Origin of the sequence: Enterococcus sp. DIV0876 (genome assembly GCF_050529585.1) — a bacterium.
In the GTDB taxonomy this organism is placed as follows: Bacteria; Bacillota; Bacilli; order Lactobacillales; family Enterococcaceae; genus Enterococcus_D.
The window spans coordinates 2419434-2438396 of the sequence record NZ_CP172882.1 but is presented as its reverse complement, the minus strand read 5'-3'; the positions used below and the strand labels follow the sequence as shown (position 1 = coordinate 2438396).

Genomic DNA, 18963 nt, shown 5'->3' with positions numbered 1-18963 from the left:
GGATGGGGGAAATAAATGGAGGATGCATTGACGGACGCAACCTATTTGATTTTATTGGCATTGCTCAAACCGCAACATGGGTACGCCATCATGAAGCAAGTCCATGAAATCAGTCAAGGTTCTTTTGAAATTGGTCCGGCCACCATGTATACGATCTTAAAAAAATTGACCAAAAAAGAATGGATCATTCTAGACGAAACAGCTGATCGCAAAAAGATTTATCGGATCACACAACGTGGCAAAGAAGTGTTAGAAAATGATATTCTGCGGCGGAAACTTTTTTATGATATTGGTGCCGGGTTTATCAAGCAAGTGGGAGGGAGTGAAAATGAAAAAGCGTAGAAAATTTTTGTATTCTTTAGGGGTGGCCTATTACCCAGAAAAAGAAATGCTTCGTTTGCAAAAACAAGCCATGCGAGGCTGGCAGTTTGTTGGGATGAATCGGTTGGGTTTTTTGACATTCGAGAAACAGCCTCCGCAGGCTAAGAAATTCGCGGTTGACTTTTTTGATGGTGAACTGTCAGAAGAATCTGAGTATATTGCCTTATATGAAGCAAGTGGCTGGCATTACATCAGCAGTTATCAAAAACGCTATTATTATTTTGAAGGGGATTTAGATGCACCGCCGATTTTCAGTGACCAAGCCAGTTACCAAGAACGGATCGATGCTGAACAACGTTATCTGATCAAACGTGCCTTTGTGGTTGCGCTGATTGGGGCATTATTTTTGATCGTTTTATACAGTATCAAGTCCCTTTGGCACTGGCAAGATCATGCCATGTGGTCTTTTGTTTTTGGTATCTGTACCGGGTTGCTATTTCTTCCAGCGATCATTTCAATGGTATCGTACCTTATGGGGAAATTATACAAGGACCGCGCCAAATATTACAACGAACCTGAAAAAATCGCAAAACGCCAAAAGGTGGTGCGGGATCTCTTTATCATGGCGCTGGCAGGCGCTGTAATGGGTGGCATCGCTGGCTATTTATTTGGATAAATGTAGAAAGAGGAAGGTGAAAACGTGTTAGAAGCAAAACAATTAGTGAAAACTTTTGGAGACTATACAGCTGTTGATCAGCTCTCTTTTACGATCAACGATGGCCAGATCATGGGTTTGATCGGACAAAATGGTGCAGGGAAAACAACGACTTTTCGTTTGATTTTGGATTTCTTGAAAGCAGATCAAGGAGAAGTTTTATGGAATGGCCATAAAATCAGTGAGAAAGAATATAACTTGATTGGATATCTGCCGGAAGAAAGAGGATTATATCCAAAGGTAACGATTGAAGATCAATTGATTTATTTTGCCCGTTTACGCGGCAAAACGAAGGCTGAAATCGTACCACAAATCGATTACTGGATGGACAAATTTCAAGTTAAAGGCAAAAAGACCGATAAAGTGAAATCATTATCGAAAGGAAACCAGCAGAAAGTACAATTGATTGCAACATTGATCCATGAACCCAAGTTGGTGATTCTTGACGAACCTTTCAGCGGCTTAGACCCTGTCAATGCTGAATTGCTGAAAAACGGGATTATCGAGCTGAAAGAAAAAGGCTCTTGTGTCATTTTTTCCAGTCATAATATGGACAACGTGGAGAAAATTTGTGACCATTTGATCATGTTGCGCGATGGCGCAACCGTCTTGAATGGGCGCGTGCATGAAATCAGAGAATCATTTGGCCGAACAAAGGTCTTTCTGGAATCACATTTGAACAAAGAACAAATCATGGCAATCGAAGGTGTTGAACACGCTTATTTACGGGAAGATGGCAGTTTCGATATCACGATCAATGCGCCGCAAGTTGGGCGAAGAATCTTTGATTTAGCCACGGCGGACGGCTATATTCCAATGTTCAATCAGCAACCGCCAACCTTAGAAGAGATATTCAAACGGAAAGCGGGGCAAATTCATGAATAAATTTTGGGTGATTGCATTAGATGTCTACAAGAAAAATATCAAATCGATTTCATTTTTGATCATGATCTTGGTGCCGTTCATTGCAGTGGGTATTTTTTATGTGATTGGGCTATTTATGGATGGGACAAACAGCGAAGATACGATTGCTGTATATGCCAATCAGCCAGCGATTGCTGAGACTTTTGCAGCACAAAGCACGGATGATTATGTCTTTGAGGTCGTCGATAGTCAAGCAGACGGTGAAGCAAAATTGGCGGATGAATCAATCGATGGTTTATTGGTGATCAATGCGAGTGGTGATCAATTGAATGGGGAACTCCTTAGCGAATCTTCATTAGGTCAAACAGCTGAATTGACGATCCAGCAACTGTTATCTGGATTACAATCCACGATGCGGGCAGATACATTAGGTCTGACAGGCGATGAAGTCACGCAGTTGGCAGAGCCGGCGACCTTCAGTAAACAAAAGGTTTCTTTTGATGAAGAAGGCGTGATGACTTTTGGTGAAGACCATAGTGATATGCAGTATATCGTCAGTTATGTGGCAACGATCATTTTATTCTTTTTTATTCTGACTTATGCCCAAATCATTGCGCAAGAAATTGCATCGGAAAAAGGTACGCGCATCATGGAAGTGATTTTATCTAGTACGCGGGCCCAAACCCATTATTATGCCAAATTGACCGGTGTGATCATGGTGGCAGCGACACAGCTGTTGGCGTATGCGGCAGTATTTGGTGGTAGTTATTTCTGGATCAAAGATATTCCAATGATCAGCGGTTTTCTTGCGAATTTCTCATTAGATGGAATCTTCGGTTCATTCTTGATTTTCTCGATCATCTTTGTCTTTTTAGGGATCTTGATCTATGCAGTACTTTCAGCATTATGCGGATCCCTCGTCAACAAAGCCGAAGATACAGCTAAAGCGATCATACCTGTGACGTATCTTTCACTCGCGGGGTATATGCTGGGATTAGTATTAGGGGCAGCAGATCCTAACAATATCGTTATGCGTGTCACGTCTTATATCCCATTTCTTTCTTCTTTCATTATGCCAGTTCGCTTGGCAAATGATACTGTGGGTGTGGGTGGCGCATTGGTTTCAACCGCGATCCTTGTAGTTTCGACCATTGCATTGATGTTGGCTTCCGCAAAGATGTACAAATCAAATGTCTTGATCTATAACGATAACGGCTTGATTGCTTCATTGAAACAATCATTTGTCTTGATGAAGAATGAAGGATAGAGAAAAAAACCAGCTGTTAAAGCTGGTTTTTTTACGTATAGATCACAAATCATGAACAAAGAAGTCAAACAATGATTGTTCAGAAGGCCTTGTTTGTGCGGCAAGTTCCGGATGCCATTGGATCCCTAAAATTGGTGCTGCAAAAGCATGTGATTCAATCGCCTCTACAACCCCATCGGGCGCGGTAGCAACAACTTGAAAGTCTTTTGCGACATCTTTCACTGTTTGGTGATGAAACGAATTGACTTGATAATGACTACCCAAAAGGCTGGTTAAAAGACTGTCAGTATGAATTGTCACATCGTGGGTGGCAAAGCGGAAAGGGGTGGGCAGTTGAACATGTTTCAATGTTGGTTTCGGCATTAATGAGAGATCTTGATAAAGGCTGCCCCCAAACGCGACGTTGATCAACTGCATGCCACGACAGATACCGAATATTGGTTTCTTTTGGGCAACAGCTTCTTTGATCAAGGCTAGTTCAAAGGCATCTCGTTCAGGATGAGTACCTTGAATCAACGGATGGAGTGTTTCTCCATAATAACTTGGCGAAACATCGTGACCACCAGCGAGGAGCAGCTTATCAATTTGTTGAACATACACTTTTGCATCTTCAACTACCCCCATAGGAATCAAAAGAGGGATACCTTTGGCTTCTTGAATATGAGTGACAAAGTTTTTTGGTGTGTAAGTCAGCCAGTGTTCACTTTCTTCGATCATCGATCGTTCATTGGCTGCAATGCCGATAATAGGTTTCATATCGCTTTTCCTTTCAAGTTTCATTGATGAGCAAAAATAAAAAAGGACGTGACGTCCTTTCAATACAACTATTTTTCGCGGATGACCTCGATTTTGTATCCGTCAGGATCTTTGACAAAGTAGTATGAAGGCTGTGTGCCAGGTAATCCTTTAAGATCAGTGACATCAAAACCAGCTGCTTTGTGTTTCTCATGCAACGCTTCTAGGTCATCACTGCTGATTGCGATGTGGCCATAACCGTCACCCAGATCATAACCAGGATGATCATAGTTGTAAGTTAATTCTAATTCGTAATCGTCTCCTGGTAATGTTAGGTAGACCAATGTAAATTTGTTTTCAGGGAAGTCGCGCCGACGAGACTCTTCAAAACCAAAAGCAGTTTGATAAAAGTCTAAAGAGGCAGTTAAGTCTTTGACGCGAACGCAAGTGTGTGCCATTTTCATAAAATTCAATCATCCTTTCCTATTTGATACCTTTATGATAACATAAACACTTTTCTTGCGGAAAGAAAAGTGTATTCGCGGTATTTCACGCTTGTCCACCGCAATTCCATAAGGTAAAATGAAAAGAAAACTTGTTGGAGGGTATCATGCCGGAAAATGACATCGTGTTTGGGGTTAAAGACGAACAGCAAGATTATACATCTCGGTTTGGCGCCTATGTCGTCATCCCAAATGAACAAAATAAGATTATTTTGGTGCAAGCACCAAATGGCGCTTATTTTTTGCCAGGGGGCGAAATAGAAGCTGGGGAAACGAAAGAAACAGCGATCGAACGCGAGCTGATTGAAGAATTAGGCTTTAAAGGCGAAATCGACCAATACCTTGGCGAAGCGGTGGAGTACTTTTATTCCCGTCATAGAGATACCTATTATTATCATCCAGGTTACTTTTTTTTGATGACGAAGTGGCAGAAAGTGTGTGCACCCACAGAAGAAAATAATCAACTATCATGGCATTCACCAGAAAAGGCAATCGAGCTATTAAAAAGAGGCAGCCATCAATGGGCAGTCAAACAATGGTTACAGCAAAAAAGCAAGCAGGATTAACCCCCACTTGCTTTATTTGCTGTGAATCACTGCGATTGACTTGCGCAGCAAGGCAGAGCAGATGATGAACAGTACTAGGTGACCGTAGGACACGTAGTCACCCCGCACCGAATCACTGCGATTGACTTGCGCAGCAAGTCAAAGGAGATGATGAACAGTACTAGGTGACCGTAGGACACGTAGTCACCCCACACCGAATCACTGCGATTGACTTGCGCAGCAAGGCAGAGCAGATGATGAACAGTACTAGGTGACCGTAGGGAACGTAGTCACCCCACACCGAATCACTGCGATTGACTTGCGCAGCAAGACAGAGCAGATGATGAACAGTACTAGGTGACCGTAGGACACGTAGTCACCCCACACCGAATCACTGCGATTGACTTGCGCAGCAAGGCATGCAAGTCCTTCTTAGCGGTATTTGCTTAGGAGAGACTGTAGAGGTAACAAAGTGCAGACGAGCAGGTGCTAAAAACAGTACTAAGTTACCGCAGAGAATGTGGGCATCCTGGTAGGTAAAAGTATGGTTTATTGTTCGTTTGTTTGCAGGACGTATTCATTGATGACTTTGGCCACGCCATCTTCTTCATTTGAGGCGGTGATGATATCTGCCATGTTGCGGACATTTTCTGTCGCATTGCCCATGGCCACACCGATGCCCGCATATTCAACCATGGTCAAATCATTTTCATTATCACCGATCGCCATGACTTCAGATTGGTCGATCCCTAAATGTTCTGCTAATTTTTTAACCGCTGCCCCTTTATGGGCTTTTTTATTTAAAACTTCTAAGAAAAACGGTGCACTTTTGACAACGTTGTATTGATCCGTCAATGTAGTAGGTAAATTAGGAATAATACTTTCCAGTAAAGCTGGTTCATCGATCATCATCATCTTGATGATATTCAAATCAGCGGACATTTCTTCTGGTGTGCGATATTTCAACGGCATATTGACTAAGAAAGCCTCATAGACCGTGTAAGGGCTGATGTCGCGATTGGCTGTATACATCGTATCTTGTGTTTCAACATGCAGATGGACCCCTAATTTGCGGGCGGTCATCTCAATAGTCAGATAGTCTTCGTGGGATAAACCAAATTCAGAAATGATTTCTTGGTTTTTGGTCTTTTGGACCAAAGAACCATTATAGGTGATCACAAAGTCATTGTCGGTAAACAAATCCAGTTCCGTTAATAAGTCTTGTACGCCGGTCAAAGGGCGTCCGGTACATAATACGATACGCACACCTTGGGCTTCAGCTGCTTTCAATGCTTGGTAGACTGCAGGGGTGATTTTGCGATCGTCGTTTAACAAAGTGCCATCGATATCGATAGCGATCAATTTGATACTCATAATTTCCTCCTAAAAGTTGCTGGGTTTGATCAAAGCGCCATTGCGAATATATTCAGCGAACGCTTGATAGGTTTCCTCAAATAAATCATAGTGATTTTGCAGGTTGGGGTCAATCATTTCTTTTGGAAAATAAAAACGGCGATCCCCTTGGGTCTGACCTGCCAACGCCGCCACCAATTGACTAGCTTTGGATAATTCGGTCAGAGTACCATCTTTTTCTTGTAATTCGATTTGGGTGCGATGCATACCGGATGTAGGGCGATAAAAATCATAGGGCAAATCAAAACTTGAGTTGATCGCGGTATAATAGGTCGGGTTGAAACCGACTTTCTCAACTAATTTTTTTAGTTCTTCAATCAATGGCAGTTGCGCATCGTCGGTAAAACGAATCGATTTTAGTGGTTTTCGATTTAAAAACCGTTTTGCAAGATCGCTCAAAATCAAATCACTTTCTTCCGTCCATTGGGTAAAATAGGTGTTCAACACACCATCGTCTAGTTTCAAATATTCTTCTAAAGAAAAATCTTGTCTAAGAAATGGCAGCAGCAATTGGGAATGATGTTGGAATGTCTCATCATTTTCTGCATAACATTCAGCTGCGCGATTCAATAGATGGGCCAAAATCACTTCCATCCCCCGTGAACTGGCATGGAAATACACCTGTACATACATTTGATAACGACTGACGATATAGTCTTCCACCGCATGCATGCCATTCATTGAGAAGGCAATGCCGCCTTCATAAGGTCGAATGACTCGTAAAATCCTGGTTAAATCAAAAGTACCGTATTCTGTACCGGTAAAATAAGCATCTCTCAATAAATAATCCATTCGATCGGCATCGATTTGACTAGAAATCATTTGGACCACTTGAGGATTGGGGTACGTTTTGGTGATGACACTGGCGACTTTTTCGGGAAAACCTTCGGCTACACGATTCAAAATTTGATGAACTTCCGTTTCTGGTGAAGTGATGATCGCTACAGTGATGGCTTCATGGTCTGTATGGAAGATATGCTCAAAAGTATGAGAATAAGGACCGTGACCGACATCATGCAAAAGTGCTGCACATAAAGTCACTAAGCGTTCATTGTCGTCCCAACCATTGGGACCAACTTTTTCAATAGAGTAATTTCTTTGGAAAATATCGCAGATCCGCCGACTGATTTCATAAACGCCTAAAGAGTGGGAGAATCGGCTGTGCTCTGCGCCGTGAAAGGTGAAGGAAGCTGTACCTAGCTGCTTGATTCGTCTTAAGCGTTGAACTTCTTTAGAATTGATCAGATCAAGAATCACTTGGTGCTGGACATGTACATAATTATGAACAGGATCTCGGAAGACTTTTTCGATCGCTAAGGTTTGATATTTATAAGGGATTGACATCGTTGACCTCCTTTAAAGGTTCATTTCGCTGCACCATATTTGATAAGCGAATAGCTAATTGGTCTGATCGTGTTTTAGATGCGAGCCATTCTTCTGGATCGATCGGCAACAATGGCTCGTTGTGCAACTGGCTTAAAGCCCGACGCAAACGCAGGACCACTTCTTGAATCGTAAAATCTCGGTTGAAGACATCCGATAGTGTCGTCATACTTTCAGGATTGACAGCGGGATAGCCGTTGGTGCCAAAAGCTGATTTTAATCCTGTTTGATAAAAACGACGCATCAACTGTCCACGTGCTTGCTGGTTTCCGTTGACACTTAAGTACATCATCACAGCGACCCCTTCTTTGATTCTGCGTTGGGCAGTACCAGCGATTTTCTTGCCATTGATACTCAAATCAAAGGTTCCAGGACAATATGAATCACTGATTTCGTATGCTGCGATTGTTTGCTCAGGAAAAGCACGTTGGAGCAATGTCTGCATCAATTCATAGGCTGTATCTGTTGCTGCAGCCAAATCTTTTGGGAAAATCAATGATACGTTCAACACACCTGTATCGTTGATTACACCAAGACCACCTGAATTTCTGATCACAGGTTGAAACTTTGCCTTTTTCACTTCGATCAGGGCTTCCTTGAGATAGGGGATACGGGTGTCTTTCATCCCAAGGATCAATGTGTCTGGCAACTGCCAAAAATGGCAAAAAGACTGCTGCTCTTTGCCAGCGTATTCCGTCAGTACATCGGTCAATGCAAAAGGCATGAAAGGTGAGACGGTATGGGGGAATGTTTGGTCAATCGAATAAATCGTCAAGGCACGTTCAAACTCCTTTGTCTGTCAGTTTATGTCTTCATTATATACGATTATGCGTCAATTAAGTATAAGAATGAAATGATTCAGCTTATTTTCATAGCAATGCACATGAATGGATTGGCTGAAATGATTGACAAATGCTTGAAAAAAAGCAAGAATGAAAGTGAAATCAGAGAAGGAGGCAATAAGCAATGCAAGAATTGTCACAAGGTGTACCGATTTCGATCCATTTAACTACCAATGTTCGGCAAGGAGATCAATCAGAAGATTTTCTCTTTGATTTGCAAGGACAAGCAGTCAAAATCGGTGATACCTTATACATAAGATACAAAGAAATCCAACCAGATGGTGAAGAAATACCTGTTACGATGAAAATTATGCCAGATGGTGTCATTCAACTGATCCGCTCTGGAGAAATGCGGATGCGTTTGAAGTTTTCTTATAAAGAACGTTTAGAAACAAGTTATCAAACGCCTTACGGCATGATGATGTTTCATACATTTACGCATCATCTCCACGTCAGTTTGAAGGATCGTCCTTATTCCGGCAAAGTCGATATTGAGTATGATTTGTTCATGGCAGCTGATAAGATTGGTGAATACAAGTTGGCACTTGAATTTACAGCATAAGGAATTGTAAATATTAAAATAAAAATTGCAATTTGACGAACAATTTTGTATGATTAGGAGTAGACTGTGAAAGGACGTGTCCAGTTTGGAAATTAATGTATTTGAAGGTGTAAATAAGCACGAATTGTCAATGATTGAAGTTGCACACGCAATTTTAGAGCAACGTGGGGATGTAATGGATTTTTCTGATTTGGTCAACCAAATTCAAAATTATCTTGAAACATCAGACAGTGAGATTCGTGATTCTTTGGCACAGTTTTATACTGACTTGAATATTGATGGTAGTTTTATTTCTTTAGGTGACAACCGTTGGGGTTTACGTTCATGGTATGCCATTGATTCGATTGATGAAGAAGTCAATCATGGGGTCGATGACGAAGATGAAGATACGCCACGTCGTCGCAAACGTAAAAAAGTCAATGCCTTTATTAATGATGATGAAGATGCAATCGATTATAATGATGATGATCCTGAAGATGCTGATTTGTCTGAAGACGAAGAAGACGATCTTTTTGATGATGATGATGACGAAGATGAAGAAATCTCTGCATACAACTCTGATTTGCAAGAAATCGGCGCTGACAACAACGACGATGACGAAGAAGAGTTGCCAGGCAATATCGAAGAAGATTTGACCATTATCGATGATGACGATGAAGATGATTTTGCGGAAGAGGAAGAAGAGGAATAATCCTCTTCTTTTTTTCGTCAACTATAAATGAAGGGGAATCACTGCTTTGCTCAATGAGACACAAAAAAAGCATTGCTGTAAGCAATGCTCAGGTGATTTTGAATTATCGGTCAAAATCAAGTATACTAGTCATGTTAAGAAATAAAAAAACGCGCCTTGAGGGAATCGAACCCCCGTCTCAAGAACCGGAATCTTACGTGATATCCACTACACTAAAGGCGCGAAGCACAAATAATAGTTTAACCAATTTTAAAGAAAAAAACAAGGGGTAGAATGATGAAATTTCAACAGCAATTTTCACAACAGCAAAAACAGACGCAAAAGCTTGCTATGACGCAGAAATTACAGCAATCGATCCAAGTGTTGCAGTTTTCTGCGGATGAGTTGATTGCGTTTATCGACGAACAAGCGCTGGAAAATCCGCTGATTGAACTCGGGGAATATGACACAATGATTCTGCCAACGAAAAGTAATCAGTCTTCTGACCAAATGATGGATTATCTCAATCAGATTCCAGATCAGGGGACATCTTTGTTTGAATACTTGATTGATCAAGTTCATCTGAATTACCGAGATACGTTTTTGCGGACGATTGTCTTATTCTTGGTAGAATCGATTGATTTAAATGGCTTTTTGACGATTGATTTGGATCAAGCAGCACAACAGATGGGGGCGACACCCATCCAAGTTTTAGATGCCTTAACATTGATCCAACAATTAGACCCAGCAGGTGTTGGTGCTAGAGATCTGCGGGAGTGTCTCATGTTGCAGACGGAAAGAGATGATTATGCGCCGCCACTGGCCTATATTGTTTTAGAAGAATATTTTGATGACCTCGCTGGGCGCAAATGGGACAAAATTGCCAAAGGTTTACGGATATCTCTGGCAGAGGTCCAAGCGGTCTTTGATTATATCCAGACCTTGACGCCAACACCAGGCGCTGCTTTTGGTTCTTCAGACGGACTATACATTGTTCCTGATTTGAAGGTAACCATTGATAAAGGAATGCCAATCGTCAGCGCCAATAAACGTGCATTACCTGAAGTACACTTCCAACAAAGGTACTTTGATCGCCTGAAACAAAGTGGAGATCAAGAAGTGCTGCGCTATTTAGAGAACAAAGCCCAAGAATTCGAGTGGCTCAAAAAGACACTACGCCAAAGAGGCGATACCATCTATCGTGTCGGTGAACAAATCGTTGCCCGGCAGCATGCTTTCTTTACCGATCCTGCGCGTCCATTAAAGCCAATGATCTTGAAAGAAATTGCCGAAGCAATCGGCGTGCATGAATCCACCGTTAGCCGCGCAGTGAATGGTAAATATTTGGAAACAAGTTTTGGTGTCTTTGAATTGAAAATGTTCTTTGGTCAAAAAGTGTCCACACAAGAAGATGGGGATGATTTAACCACCAAGGCAATCAAACAAGCATTAAAGACATTGATCGAGGAAGAAAATAAACAAAAACCATTATCCGATCAAAAACTGACGGATCTTTTGAAAAAACAGGGTATTGATATTTCAAGACGGACAGTTGCGAAGTATCGAGAAGCAATGGGGATTCAAGGATCATCTAAGCGAAAACGGTTTGATTGAAGGAAGAAATAAACTGCGTTGTCAAAAATGGAAAGGTCTGGTAGGAGCCAAAGCCTTTCCATTTTTCATTGATAGGATAAAACTTCGCTAATTCTGATTGTTTTCCAGAAAAGTGACGATTTGTGACTGAAATAGTTGCGTATACCCAGCAGAAGTGCTACTATTAGTGATGTAAGGAATACAAATCGTATTTTTTTTACAGTCAATGGGTCATTTTAAGTCATTGTAGGACGAAAGTTGTCCAACGGGAGGATGTATCATGCTCGATGAATTAAAATTGATTGAGGCAATCACCCCGGATATTCTTGCTGTACTCCAAGAACGTTATCGTATTTTGCGGAATATCTATTGGATGCAACCGGTCGGACGCCGAACACTTTCAGAAAGTTTGACGATGACTGAACGCGTGTTGAGAACCGAGACGGATACCCTCAAAAAGTTGAAACTGATCGACTCTTCAAAAAGCGGTATGCAGTTAACTGCTTATGGAGAAGAAGTGTATACCAAAATCGGTACATTGATGGATCAGTTGTTCGGTATGCATCAAATCGAGAAACGCCTATCAGAAACCTTTGGTATCCAACGCTGTTTGATTGCCAGTGGTGATGGCGATCGGCAACCGAAAGTGATTGCAGAATTTGGACAGCTATTGAATGAATCACTTGACTTGCTTTTGCCAGAAGGAGACAATACCATTGCAGTTATGGGTGGTACGACAATGGCGAAAGTTGCTCAGGAACTGACGAATTTGGAAACAACGAAAAGACACAATTTATTCGTACCTGCTCGAGGCGGGATCGGAGAATCGGTCAACGTTCAAGCGAACTCTGTCAGCTCAGTGATGGCAATGAAAACCAATGGTGATTATCGATCGTTGTTTGTACCAGAACAATTAAGTATGAACACATATGAGTTTTTGTTGAAGGAACCTGCGATCGTTGATGTTTTAAACTTGATAAGTCAAGCAAATTGTGTTATTCATAGTATTGGTAGAGCCTTACACATGGCAGCAAGACGAAAAATGTCAGAAAAAGAAATTTTGATGTTGAAACAAAAAAATGCAGTAGCAGAATCATTTGGGTATTTCTTTAATGAAGCCGGTGAAGTGGTCTATAAAGTACCACGTATCGGACTGCAATTAAAGGATTTGCAACAAGTCCCGATCGTATTCGCGATCGCTGGTGGAAAATCTAAAGCCAAAGCGGTCAATGCATATATGAAAAATGCACCAAAACAAACCTGGCTCATCACAGATGAAGCTTGCGCAAATGAGATTTTAAAAGGGTCAACCCTTTAAAATAAATAATTTTTTTGATTTTCATAAGGAGGAAATCTTAAATGACAGTTAAAGTAGGTATTAATGGATTTGGACGTATCGGACGCTTAGCATTTCGTCGTATCCAAGAAGTAGAAGGAATCGAAGTTGTGGCTATCAATGACTTAACAGATGCTAAAATGTTAGCTCACTTGTTAAAATATGATACAACACAAGGACGTTTCAACGGTACAGTTGAAGTTCATGATGGATCATTCAACGTGAACGGCAACGAAATCAAAGTATTGGCTAACCGCAACCCTGAAGAATTGCCTTGGGGCGAACTAGGTGTTGAAATCGTGTTAGAATGTACTGGATTCTTCACTTCTAAAACAGCTGCTGAAAAACATTTAACAGCTGGTGCAAAACGTGTAGTTATCTCAGCTCCTGGTGGAGATGATGTACCAACAATCGTTTATAACACAAACCATGAAACTTTAACAGGTGACGAAACAGTTATCTCTGGTGCTTCATGTACAACAAACTGTTTAGCACCAATGGCGAAAACATTAAATGACAAATTTGGTGTTATCGAAGGCTTAATGACAACAATCCACGCTTACACAGGTGACCAAATGACATTAGACGGACCACACCCTAAAGGTGACTTCCGCCGTGCCCGCGCTGCTGCTGCAAACATCGTACCTAACTCAACTGGTGCTGCTAAAGCTATCGGCTTAGTAATTCCAGAGTTAAACGGTAAATTAGATGGCGCTGCACAACGTGTTCCAGTTGCAACTGGTTCATTAACTGAATTAGTTACTGTTCTTGACAAAAAAGTAACTGTTGATGAAATCAATGCAGCAATGAAAGATGCTTCAAACGAATCTTACGGTTACAACACTGACGAAATCGTTTCTTCTGATATCGTAGGTATGACTTTTGGTTCATTATTTGATGCAACTCAAACTAAAGTAATGACTGTTGGCGACAAACAATTAGTTAAAACTGTTGCTTGGTATGACAACGAAATGTCATACACTGCACAATTGGTTCGTACTTTAGAATACTTCGCTAAACTTTAAGATTAGCGTCGCGTAATTAAAACCATCGCAAGAGAAAGCGGGGAAGCAGCGCGCTTCTCCGCTTTTTTTACAATTATGATTAGGAGGCATCTCTTCATGGCTAAAAAGACAATTCAAGATATCGATGTTAAAGATAAAAAAGTGCTTGTACGTGTAGACTTCAATGTGCCGTTAAAAGACGGCGTCATTGGTGACGACACACGGATCAAGGCGGCATTACCTACAATCAACTATGTGATCGAACATGGTGGTAAAGCGATTTTATTTTCTCACTTAGGACGTGTAAAAGAAGAAGCAGACAAAGCAGGTAAATCCTTAGCACCTGTTGCCGCTCGCTTAAGCGAACTTTTAGGCAAAGATGTCACTTTCGTTGATCAAACACGTGGTGAAAAATTAGAAGCAGCTATCAACAACATGAAAGATGGCGATGTTGTTGTCTTCGAAAACACACGTTTTGAAGATGTTGATGGCAAAAAAGAAAGCAAAAACGACCCTGAACTTGGTAAATACTGGGCTTCATTAGGTGACGTGTTTGTCAATGATGCATTTGGTACAGCACACCGTGCCCATGCGTCAAACGTTGGTATTGCCTCTACTGGTATCCCAACAGTCGCTGGTTTCTTAATGGAAAAAGAAATCAAATTTATCGGTGAAGCAGTGGAAGAACCAAAACATCCTATGATCGCGATCCTTGGCGGCGCAAAAGTATCTGATAAAATCGGCGTAATCGAAAACTTGATCCCTAAAGCGGACAAAATTTTGATTGGTGGCGGTATGACATATACCTTCTACAAAGCCAAAGGTATGGAAATCGGCAACTCTTTAGTAGAAGCAGATAAAGTTGACTTGGCGAAAGAGTTGATTGAAAAAGCTGGTGACAAATTAGTATTGCCAGTAGATTCAATCACTGCTGCTGAATTCTCAAACGATGTACCGACTGAAGAACACACTGGTGATGTGCCAGCAGGTCAAATGGGCTTAGATATCGGACCTGAAACAATTGCATTATTTGCTGAAACGTTAAAAGGTGCAAAAACAGTTGTTTGGAATGGCCCAATGGGTGTATTCGAAATGTCTAACTTTGCCAATGGTACGATCGGTGTCTGTGAAGCAATCGCTAACCTTGAAGATGCAACAACGATCATCGGTGGCGGCGACTCTGCGGCTGCAGCGGAACAATTAGGTTTTGCTGATAAATTCACCCATATCTCAACAGGTGGCGGTGCCAGCCTAGAATTACTAGAAGGCAAAACGCTTCCTGGATTAGCAGCAATCAACGATAAATAATCAATAACGAGGGGCAGGTGCTAAGCAAATAGCTTAGTGCCCCTTGATAATGAAAAGGAGTGCCAGAATATGCGTAAACCAATTATTGCCGGCAACTGGAAAATGAACAAAACTGCGAAAGAAGCAAAAGAATTTGCTGAAGCAGTCAAAACAAAGATCCCTAGCAACGATACTGTTGATTCAGTCATTGGTGCCCCAGCATTGTTTTTAGAAACATTGACAACTGCAGCAAAAGGAACTGATTTAAAAATTGCTGCGCAAAACAGCTACTGGGAAAATGAAGGTGCCTTTACTGGCGAAACTTCACCTGCAGCATTAGCTGATTTAGGTGTTGATTATGTCATCATCGGCCATTCAGAACGTCGTGAATACTTCCACGAAACAGACGAAGATATCAACAAAAAAGCCAAAGCAATCTTTGCCAATGGTATGTTGCCAATTCTTTGCTGTGGTGAAACACTTGAAACTTATGAAGCAGGCAAAACTGCTGAATGGATCGAAGGACAAATCACTGCCGGTTTAGAAGGCTTAACAGATGGTCAAGTCAGCAACCTAGTGATTGCTTATGAACCTATCTGGGCAATTGGTACTGGTAAATCAGCAGATGCCAACATTGCAGATGAAATCTGTGGTGTGGTACGTAAAACAGTTGAAAAATTGTATGGCAATGAAGTAGCACAAAGTGTTCGTATCCAATACGGCGGTTCTGTTAAACCAGAAAACATTGCTGAATACATGGCTAAAGAAAATGTTGATGGTGCATTAGTCGGCGGCGCAAGCTTGCAAGCTGATTCATTCTTAGCATTATTAGACGCTGTAAAATAATTTTGTTTTCATGAAATTATCATTTGCAGTATGCTGATTTTTTCACTACAATAAAGATGTTCGCAAGGGTTCGCCCCTTAAGATAAAACAAACTCAAAGGAGAGACAAAACATGTCAATTATTACTGATGTTTACGCACGCGAAGTCCTTGACTCACGTGGTAACCCAACTATCGAAGTAGAAGTCTACACAGAATCAGGTGCATTCGGCCGCGGAATGGTGCCTTCAGGCGCTTCAACAGGTGAACACGAAGCAGTTGAATTACGTGATGGCGACAAAGCTCGTTATGGCGGTAAAGGTGTAACGAAGGCAGTTGACAATGTAAACAACGTCATTGCAGAAGCAATCATCGGTTACGATGTACGTGATCAAATGGCTATCGATAAAGCAATGATCGCTTTAGATGGAACTCCTAACAAAGGTAAATTAGGTGCCAATGCAATTCTAGGTGTATCTATCGCCGTTGCACGTGCAGCTGCTGATTACCTTGAAGTACCTTTATACCACTACTTAGGCGGATTTAATACAAAAGTATTGCCTACACCTATGATGAACATCATCAATGGCGGTTCTCACTCAGACGCACCAATCGCTTTCCAAGAATTCATGATCTTACCAGTAGGCGCACCTACTTTCAAAGAAGGTCTACGTTGGGGTGCTGAAGTATTCCATGCCTTGAAATCAATTCTATCTAAACGTGGTTTAGAAACTTCAGTAGGTGACGAAGGTGGTTTCGCTCCTCGTTTTGAAGGAACTGAAGACGGTGTTGAAACAATTTTAGAAGCAATCAAAGCTGCTGGTTTAGAACCAGGTAAAGATGTATATCTAGGTTTTGACTGTGCATCATCAGAATTCTACGAAAATGGCGTGTATGACTACACTAAATTTGAAGGCGAAACTGGCGTGAAACGTACAGCTGCTGAACAAGTTGACTACTTAGAAGAATTAGTTAACAAATATCCAATCATCACAATCGAAGATGGTATGGACGAAAACGACTGGGATGGTTGGAAACTATTAACTGAACGTTTAGGCGACAAAGTTCAATTAGTAGGTGACGATTTATTTGTTACCAACACTGAAATCCTTGAAAAAGGAATCAAAAACGGTATCGGTAACTCAATCTTAATCAAAGTAAACCAAATCGGTACATTGACTGAAACATTCAATGCCATCGAAATGGCTAAAGAAGCTGGCTACACTGCAGTTGTATCTCACCGTTCAGGTGAAACAGAAGATTCAACAATCTCTGATATCGCTGTTGCAACAAACGCTGGCCAAATCAAAACTGGTTCTCTTTCACGTACTGACCGTATTGCTAAATACAACCAATTACTACGTATCGAAGACCAACTTGGTGAAGTTGCTGAATACAAAGGATTACAAGCTTTCTACAACTTGAAAAACAAATAATTCTTTATGAATGTTCAAAATCGGAACTGCAGATGATCATCTGTAGTTTCGATTTTTTTTGCGGAAAAATTAAAAAACTAAATAGAATCTCTGAAACAAAAACAAGAGATTTTAAGATGGAACAATGAGTATGTCAGTGACCGTTATCGAAATGTCAATTTCATAGATATATTTTTTGTTTATACTGATTATTTTTAAATAGGTCAATATGTAAAAACAGTGAACATTATTTTGATTCACTAAAAAAGATGGTCTGCGGATCATCTTCCAATCATAAGAGATAGTCCGATTTTTTAAAATTTGACTAGGACTATTCAAAATTTTGGCTCAATTTCACCGTAAATGGTACACTGAATTCAAGGGGGGCTCCTATGATTTGGTTATTGATCGTATTACTTGTGTTATGCTATTCTTTATACTACACATATCGGACTGCACATCTCAAAAAAGGTGTTCGTTATTTTGTTTCGGCGATTATTATGCGAAACAATGAATGGTATGTCAAAGAAGGCAGAAAAAAGTTGGGTATTCCTTATGAAAATAGAGCAAATGAAACAGAGGATTCATTCTGGAAACAAGGTGCCGATTGTACACTGGTTTCTTCGGATGATTTATTATTGACTGCCAGAGTGTTTGACCAGTGTGCTAAGACTTGGGTGATTTGTTTACATGGGTATCGCAGCGATGGCCGTTCTGATTGCCAAGGACCGGCTGAGAAATTTTGGCAAGAAGGGTATAATGTATTGGTACCTGATTTAAGGGCGCATGGGAAAAGTGAAGGCAAAGAAATTGGGTTGGGGTGGCTTGATCGGATGGATTTGCTTTTGTGGATCGACAAAGTCTTAGAAAAAGACAATCAATGTCGGATCTATCTTTATGGCCTTGGTATGGGCGCAGCTACCTTGTTACTGGCTAGTGGAGAAGTGATGCCAGCTCAAGTTGTCGGTTTGATTGCAGATAGCAGTTATACATCGGTATATAGTGGGATTCGTTCGAGTTTGCCACAATTTTCACGTTTGCCCATCAAACGATTTTTACGGGTTGCTAATCGGTACAGTAAACAAGTAGTTGGCTATCCGTTTTTACAAATATCCGTGACGCGGCAAATTGGCAGTAATCACTTACCTGTCTTATTCTTGCATGGTGAAGCAGATAGTTTTTTGGCTGTTAGTGAATCAAATACATTAATGGAAGCAACAGCTGGTGCAAAGCAGCAAGTGATTTTTCCAAAGATGGGTCATTTACAAGCAGTCACAGATGCGCCAAATTACTGGCCAACAGTTCTTGGCTTTATTGAACAATTGCAAACACAGACGATGTCTGATAGAAAGGGTGGAGAAAATGGAGATTAAAGAAGAAAACAAGCGTTTTGCACTATATGATGAGGAAACAGAGGTTGGCGAGATCACTTGGCAAGAAGCTCCTGGGGATGTACTGGTAGTTGACCATACGTTTGTTGACAGCAAGTATCGTGGACAGCAGCTGGCCCAAAAATTGTTAGCTGCAGTTGTTGAAAAAGCCCGCAATGAAGATAAAAAAATCATGCCTGTATGTTCCTTCGCTGTCAAAGAATTCAAAGAAAAACCTGAATATGATGATGTCTTAGATCGCTAGTATGCTAGCGGGTGGTCTATTTCTTCGTACCAATTGGCGATTCAGTCTAT

Annotated in this window: 20 protein-coding genes and 1 tRNA gene; 15 read left to right on the top strand and 6 right to left on the bottom strand. The window is 41.1% G+C overall.

The window, feature by feature from the left end; translation table 11 throughout:
- Nucleotides 1-15: 15 nt before the first annotated feature.
- The 4 genes from IGI41_RS11600 to IGI41_RS11585 are packed head-to-tail and all read left to right on the top strand — an operon-like array spanning nt 16 to nt 3167.
- A complete protein-coding gene (locus IGI41_RS11600) occupies nt 16-342 on the top strand; it encodes a PadR family transcriptional regulator (protein ID WP_430609923.1) in 327 nt (108 codons plus the stop codon).
- The gene (locus IGI41_RS11595; RefSeq protein WP_430609922.1) at nt 329-997 is read left to right on the top strand and encodes a DUF2812 domain-containing protein; all 669 of its coding nucleotides are present in this window, start codon (nt 329-331) and stop codon (nt 995-997) included. The genes IGI41_RS11600 and IGI41_RS11595 overlap by 14 nt, the downstream gene beginning before the upstream one ends.
- Nucleotides 998-1021: 24 nt before the next feature.
- Complete coding sequence (locus tag IGI41_RS11590) at nt 1022-1921, top strand: ABC transporter ATP-binding protein (protein ID WP_430609921.1); 900 nt, start codon at nt 1022-1024, stop codon at nt 1919-1921.
- Nucleotides 1914-3167: an ABC transporter permease gene (locus IGI41_RS11585; RefSeq protein ID WP_430609920.1), complete on the top strand. Its 1254-nt coding sequence runs from the start codon at nt 1914-1916 to the stop codon at nt 3165-3167. The genes IGI41_RS11590 and IGI41_RS11585 overlap by 8 nt, the downstream gene beginning before the upstream one ends.
- 42 nt (nt 3168-3209) lie before the next feature.
- Here the strand turns inward: IGI41_RS11585 and IGI41_RS11580 are convergent, their stop codons facing one another.
- Together IGI41_RS11580 and gloA are read right to left on the bottom strand one after the other, a co-directional pair.
- A complete protein-coding gene (locus IGI41_RS11580; RefSeq protein WP_430609919.1) occupies nt 3210-3923 on the bottom strand; it encodes a gamma-glutamyl-gamma-aminobutyrate hydrolase family protein in 714 nt (237 codons plus the stop codon).
- A gap of 68 nt (nt 3924-3991) precedes the next feature.
- Nucleotides 3992-4366, bottom strand: a complete 375-nt coding sequence (gene gloA, locus IGI41_RS11575) for a lactoylglutathione lyase (protein ID WP_430609918.1) — start codon at nt 4364-4366, stop codon at nt 3992-3994.
- Nucleotides 4367-4512: 146 nt separating this feature from the next.
- On the opposite strand from gloA, the gene IGI41_RS11570 reads away from it, so the two are divergent.
- Nucleotides 4513-4971: an NUDIX hydrolase gene (locus IGI41_RS11570; protein ID WP_430609917.1), complete on the top strand. Its 459-nt coding sequence runs from the start codon at nt 4513-4515 to the stop codon at nt 4969-4971.
- A 528-nt stretch (nt 4972-5499) separates the two neighbouring features.
- Here IGI41_RS11570 and yidA read toward each other — a convergent pair.
- The 3 genes from yidA to IGI41_RS11555 are packed head-to-tail and all read right to left on the bottom strand — an operon-like array spanning nt 5500 to nt 8521.
- Entirely contained in the window at nt 5500-6324 is an 825-nt protein-coding gene (gene yidA, locus IGI41_RS11565; protein ID WP_430609916.1) for a sugar-phosphatase, read from the bottom strand.
- A gap of 9 nt (nt 6325-6333) precedes the next feature.
- Entirely contained in the window at nt 6334-7707 is a 1374-nt protein-coding gene (locus tag IGI41_RS11560) for an HD domain-containing protein (RefSeq protein WP_430609915.1), read from the bottom strand.
- Nucleotides 7691-8521, bottom strand: coding sequence for a lipoate--protein ligase family protein (locus tag IGI41_RS11555; protein WP_430609914.1), 831 nt, complete (start codon nt 8519-8521; stop codon nt 7691-7693). Before IGI41_RS11555 ends, IGI41_RS11560 begins: the two co-directional genes overlap by 17 nt.
- Before the next feature lie 191 nt (nt 8522-8712).
- Here IGI41_RS11555 and IGI41_RS11550 point away from each other — a divergent pair, with 191 nt between their 5' ends.
- The gene (locus IGI41_RS11550) at nt 8713-9150 is read left to right on the top strand and encodes a DUF1934 domain-containing protein (protein WP_430609913.1); all 438 of its coding nucleotides are present in this window, start codon (nt 8713-8715) and stop codon (nt 9148-9150) included.
- An 85-nt stretch (nt 9151-9235) separates the two neighbouring features.
- Complete coding sequence (rpoE, locus tag IGI41_RS11545; protein ID WP_430609912.1) at nt 9236-9841, top strand: DNA-directed RNA polymerase subunit delta; 606 nt, start codon at nt 9236-9238, stop codon at nt 9839-9841.
- A gap of 150 nt (nt 9842-9991) precedes the next feature.
- On the opposite strand, the gene IGI41_RS11540 is transcribed toward rpoE, so the two are convergent.
- A tRNA-Arg gene (locus IGI41_RS11540) sits at nt 9992-10063 on the bottom strand.
- A 54-nt stretch (nt 10064-10117) separates the two neighbouring features.
- Between IGI41_RS11540 and rpoN the strand changes: the two genes are divergently transcribed.
- From rpoN to IGI41_RS11500, 8 genes are all read left to right on the top strand, one after another.
- Nucleotides 10118-11434, top strand: coding sequence for an RNA polymerase factor sigma-54 (gene rpoN / locus IGI41_RS11535; RefSeq protein ID WP_430609911.1), 1317 nt, complete (start codon nt 10118-10120; stop codon nt 11432-11434).
- Between the two features lie 259 nt (nt 11435-11693).
- Nucleotides 11694-12731, top strand: coding sequence for a sugar-binding transcriptional regulator (locus IGI41_RS11530; protein ID WP_430609910.1), 1038 nt, complete (start codon nt 11694-11696; stop codon nt 12729-12731).
- 41 nt (nt 12732-12772) lie between these two features.
- Entirely contained in the window at nt 12773-13774 is a 1002-nt protein-coding gene (gene gap, locus IGI41_RS11525) for a type I glyceraldehyde-3-phosphate dehydrogenase (RefSeq protein WP_430609909.1), read from the top strand.
- A 96-nt stretch (nt 13775-13870) separates the two neighbouring features.
- A complete protein-coding gene (locus IGI41_RS11520) occupies nt 13871-15061 on the top strand; it encodes a phosphoglycerate kinase (protein WP_430609908.1) in 1191 nt (396 codons plus the stop codon).
- A 69-nt stretch (nt 15062-15130) separates the two neighbouring features.
- Nucleotides 15131-15886, top strand: a complete 756-nt coding sequence (tpiA, locus tag IGI41_RS11515) for a triose-phosphate isomerase (RefSeq protein WP_430609906.1) — start codon at nt 15131-15133, stop codon at nt 15884-15886.
- 111 nt (nt 15887-15997) lie between these two features.
- Nucleotides 15998-17299, top strand: coding sequence for a surface-displayed alpha-enolase (eno, locus tag IGI41_RS11510; RefSeq protein WP_054115479.1), 1302 nt, complete (start codon nt 15998-16000; stop codon nt 17297-17299).
- 371 nt (nt 17300-17670) lie between these two features.
- The gene (locus IGI41_RS11505) at nt 17671-18651 is read left to right on the top strand and encodes an alpha/beta hydrolase (protein ID WP_430609905.1); all 981 of its coding nucleotides are present in this window, start codon (nt 17671-17673) and stop codon (nt 18649-18651) included.
- On the top strand, nt 18641-18913 hold the full coding sequence (locus tag IGI41_RS11500) for a GNAT family N-acetyltransferase (protein WP_430609904.1): 273 nt from the start codon (nt 18641-18643) through the stop codon (nt 18911-18913). Before IGI41_RS11505 ends, IGI41_RS11500 begins: the two co-directional genes overlap by 11 nt.
- The last annotated feature ends 50 nt before the right edge of the window (nt 18914-18963 follow it).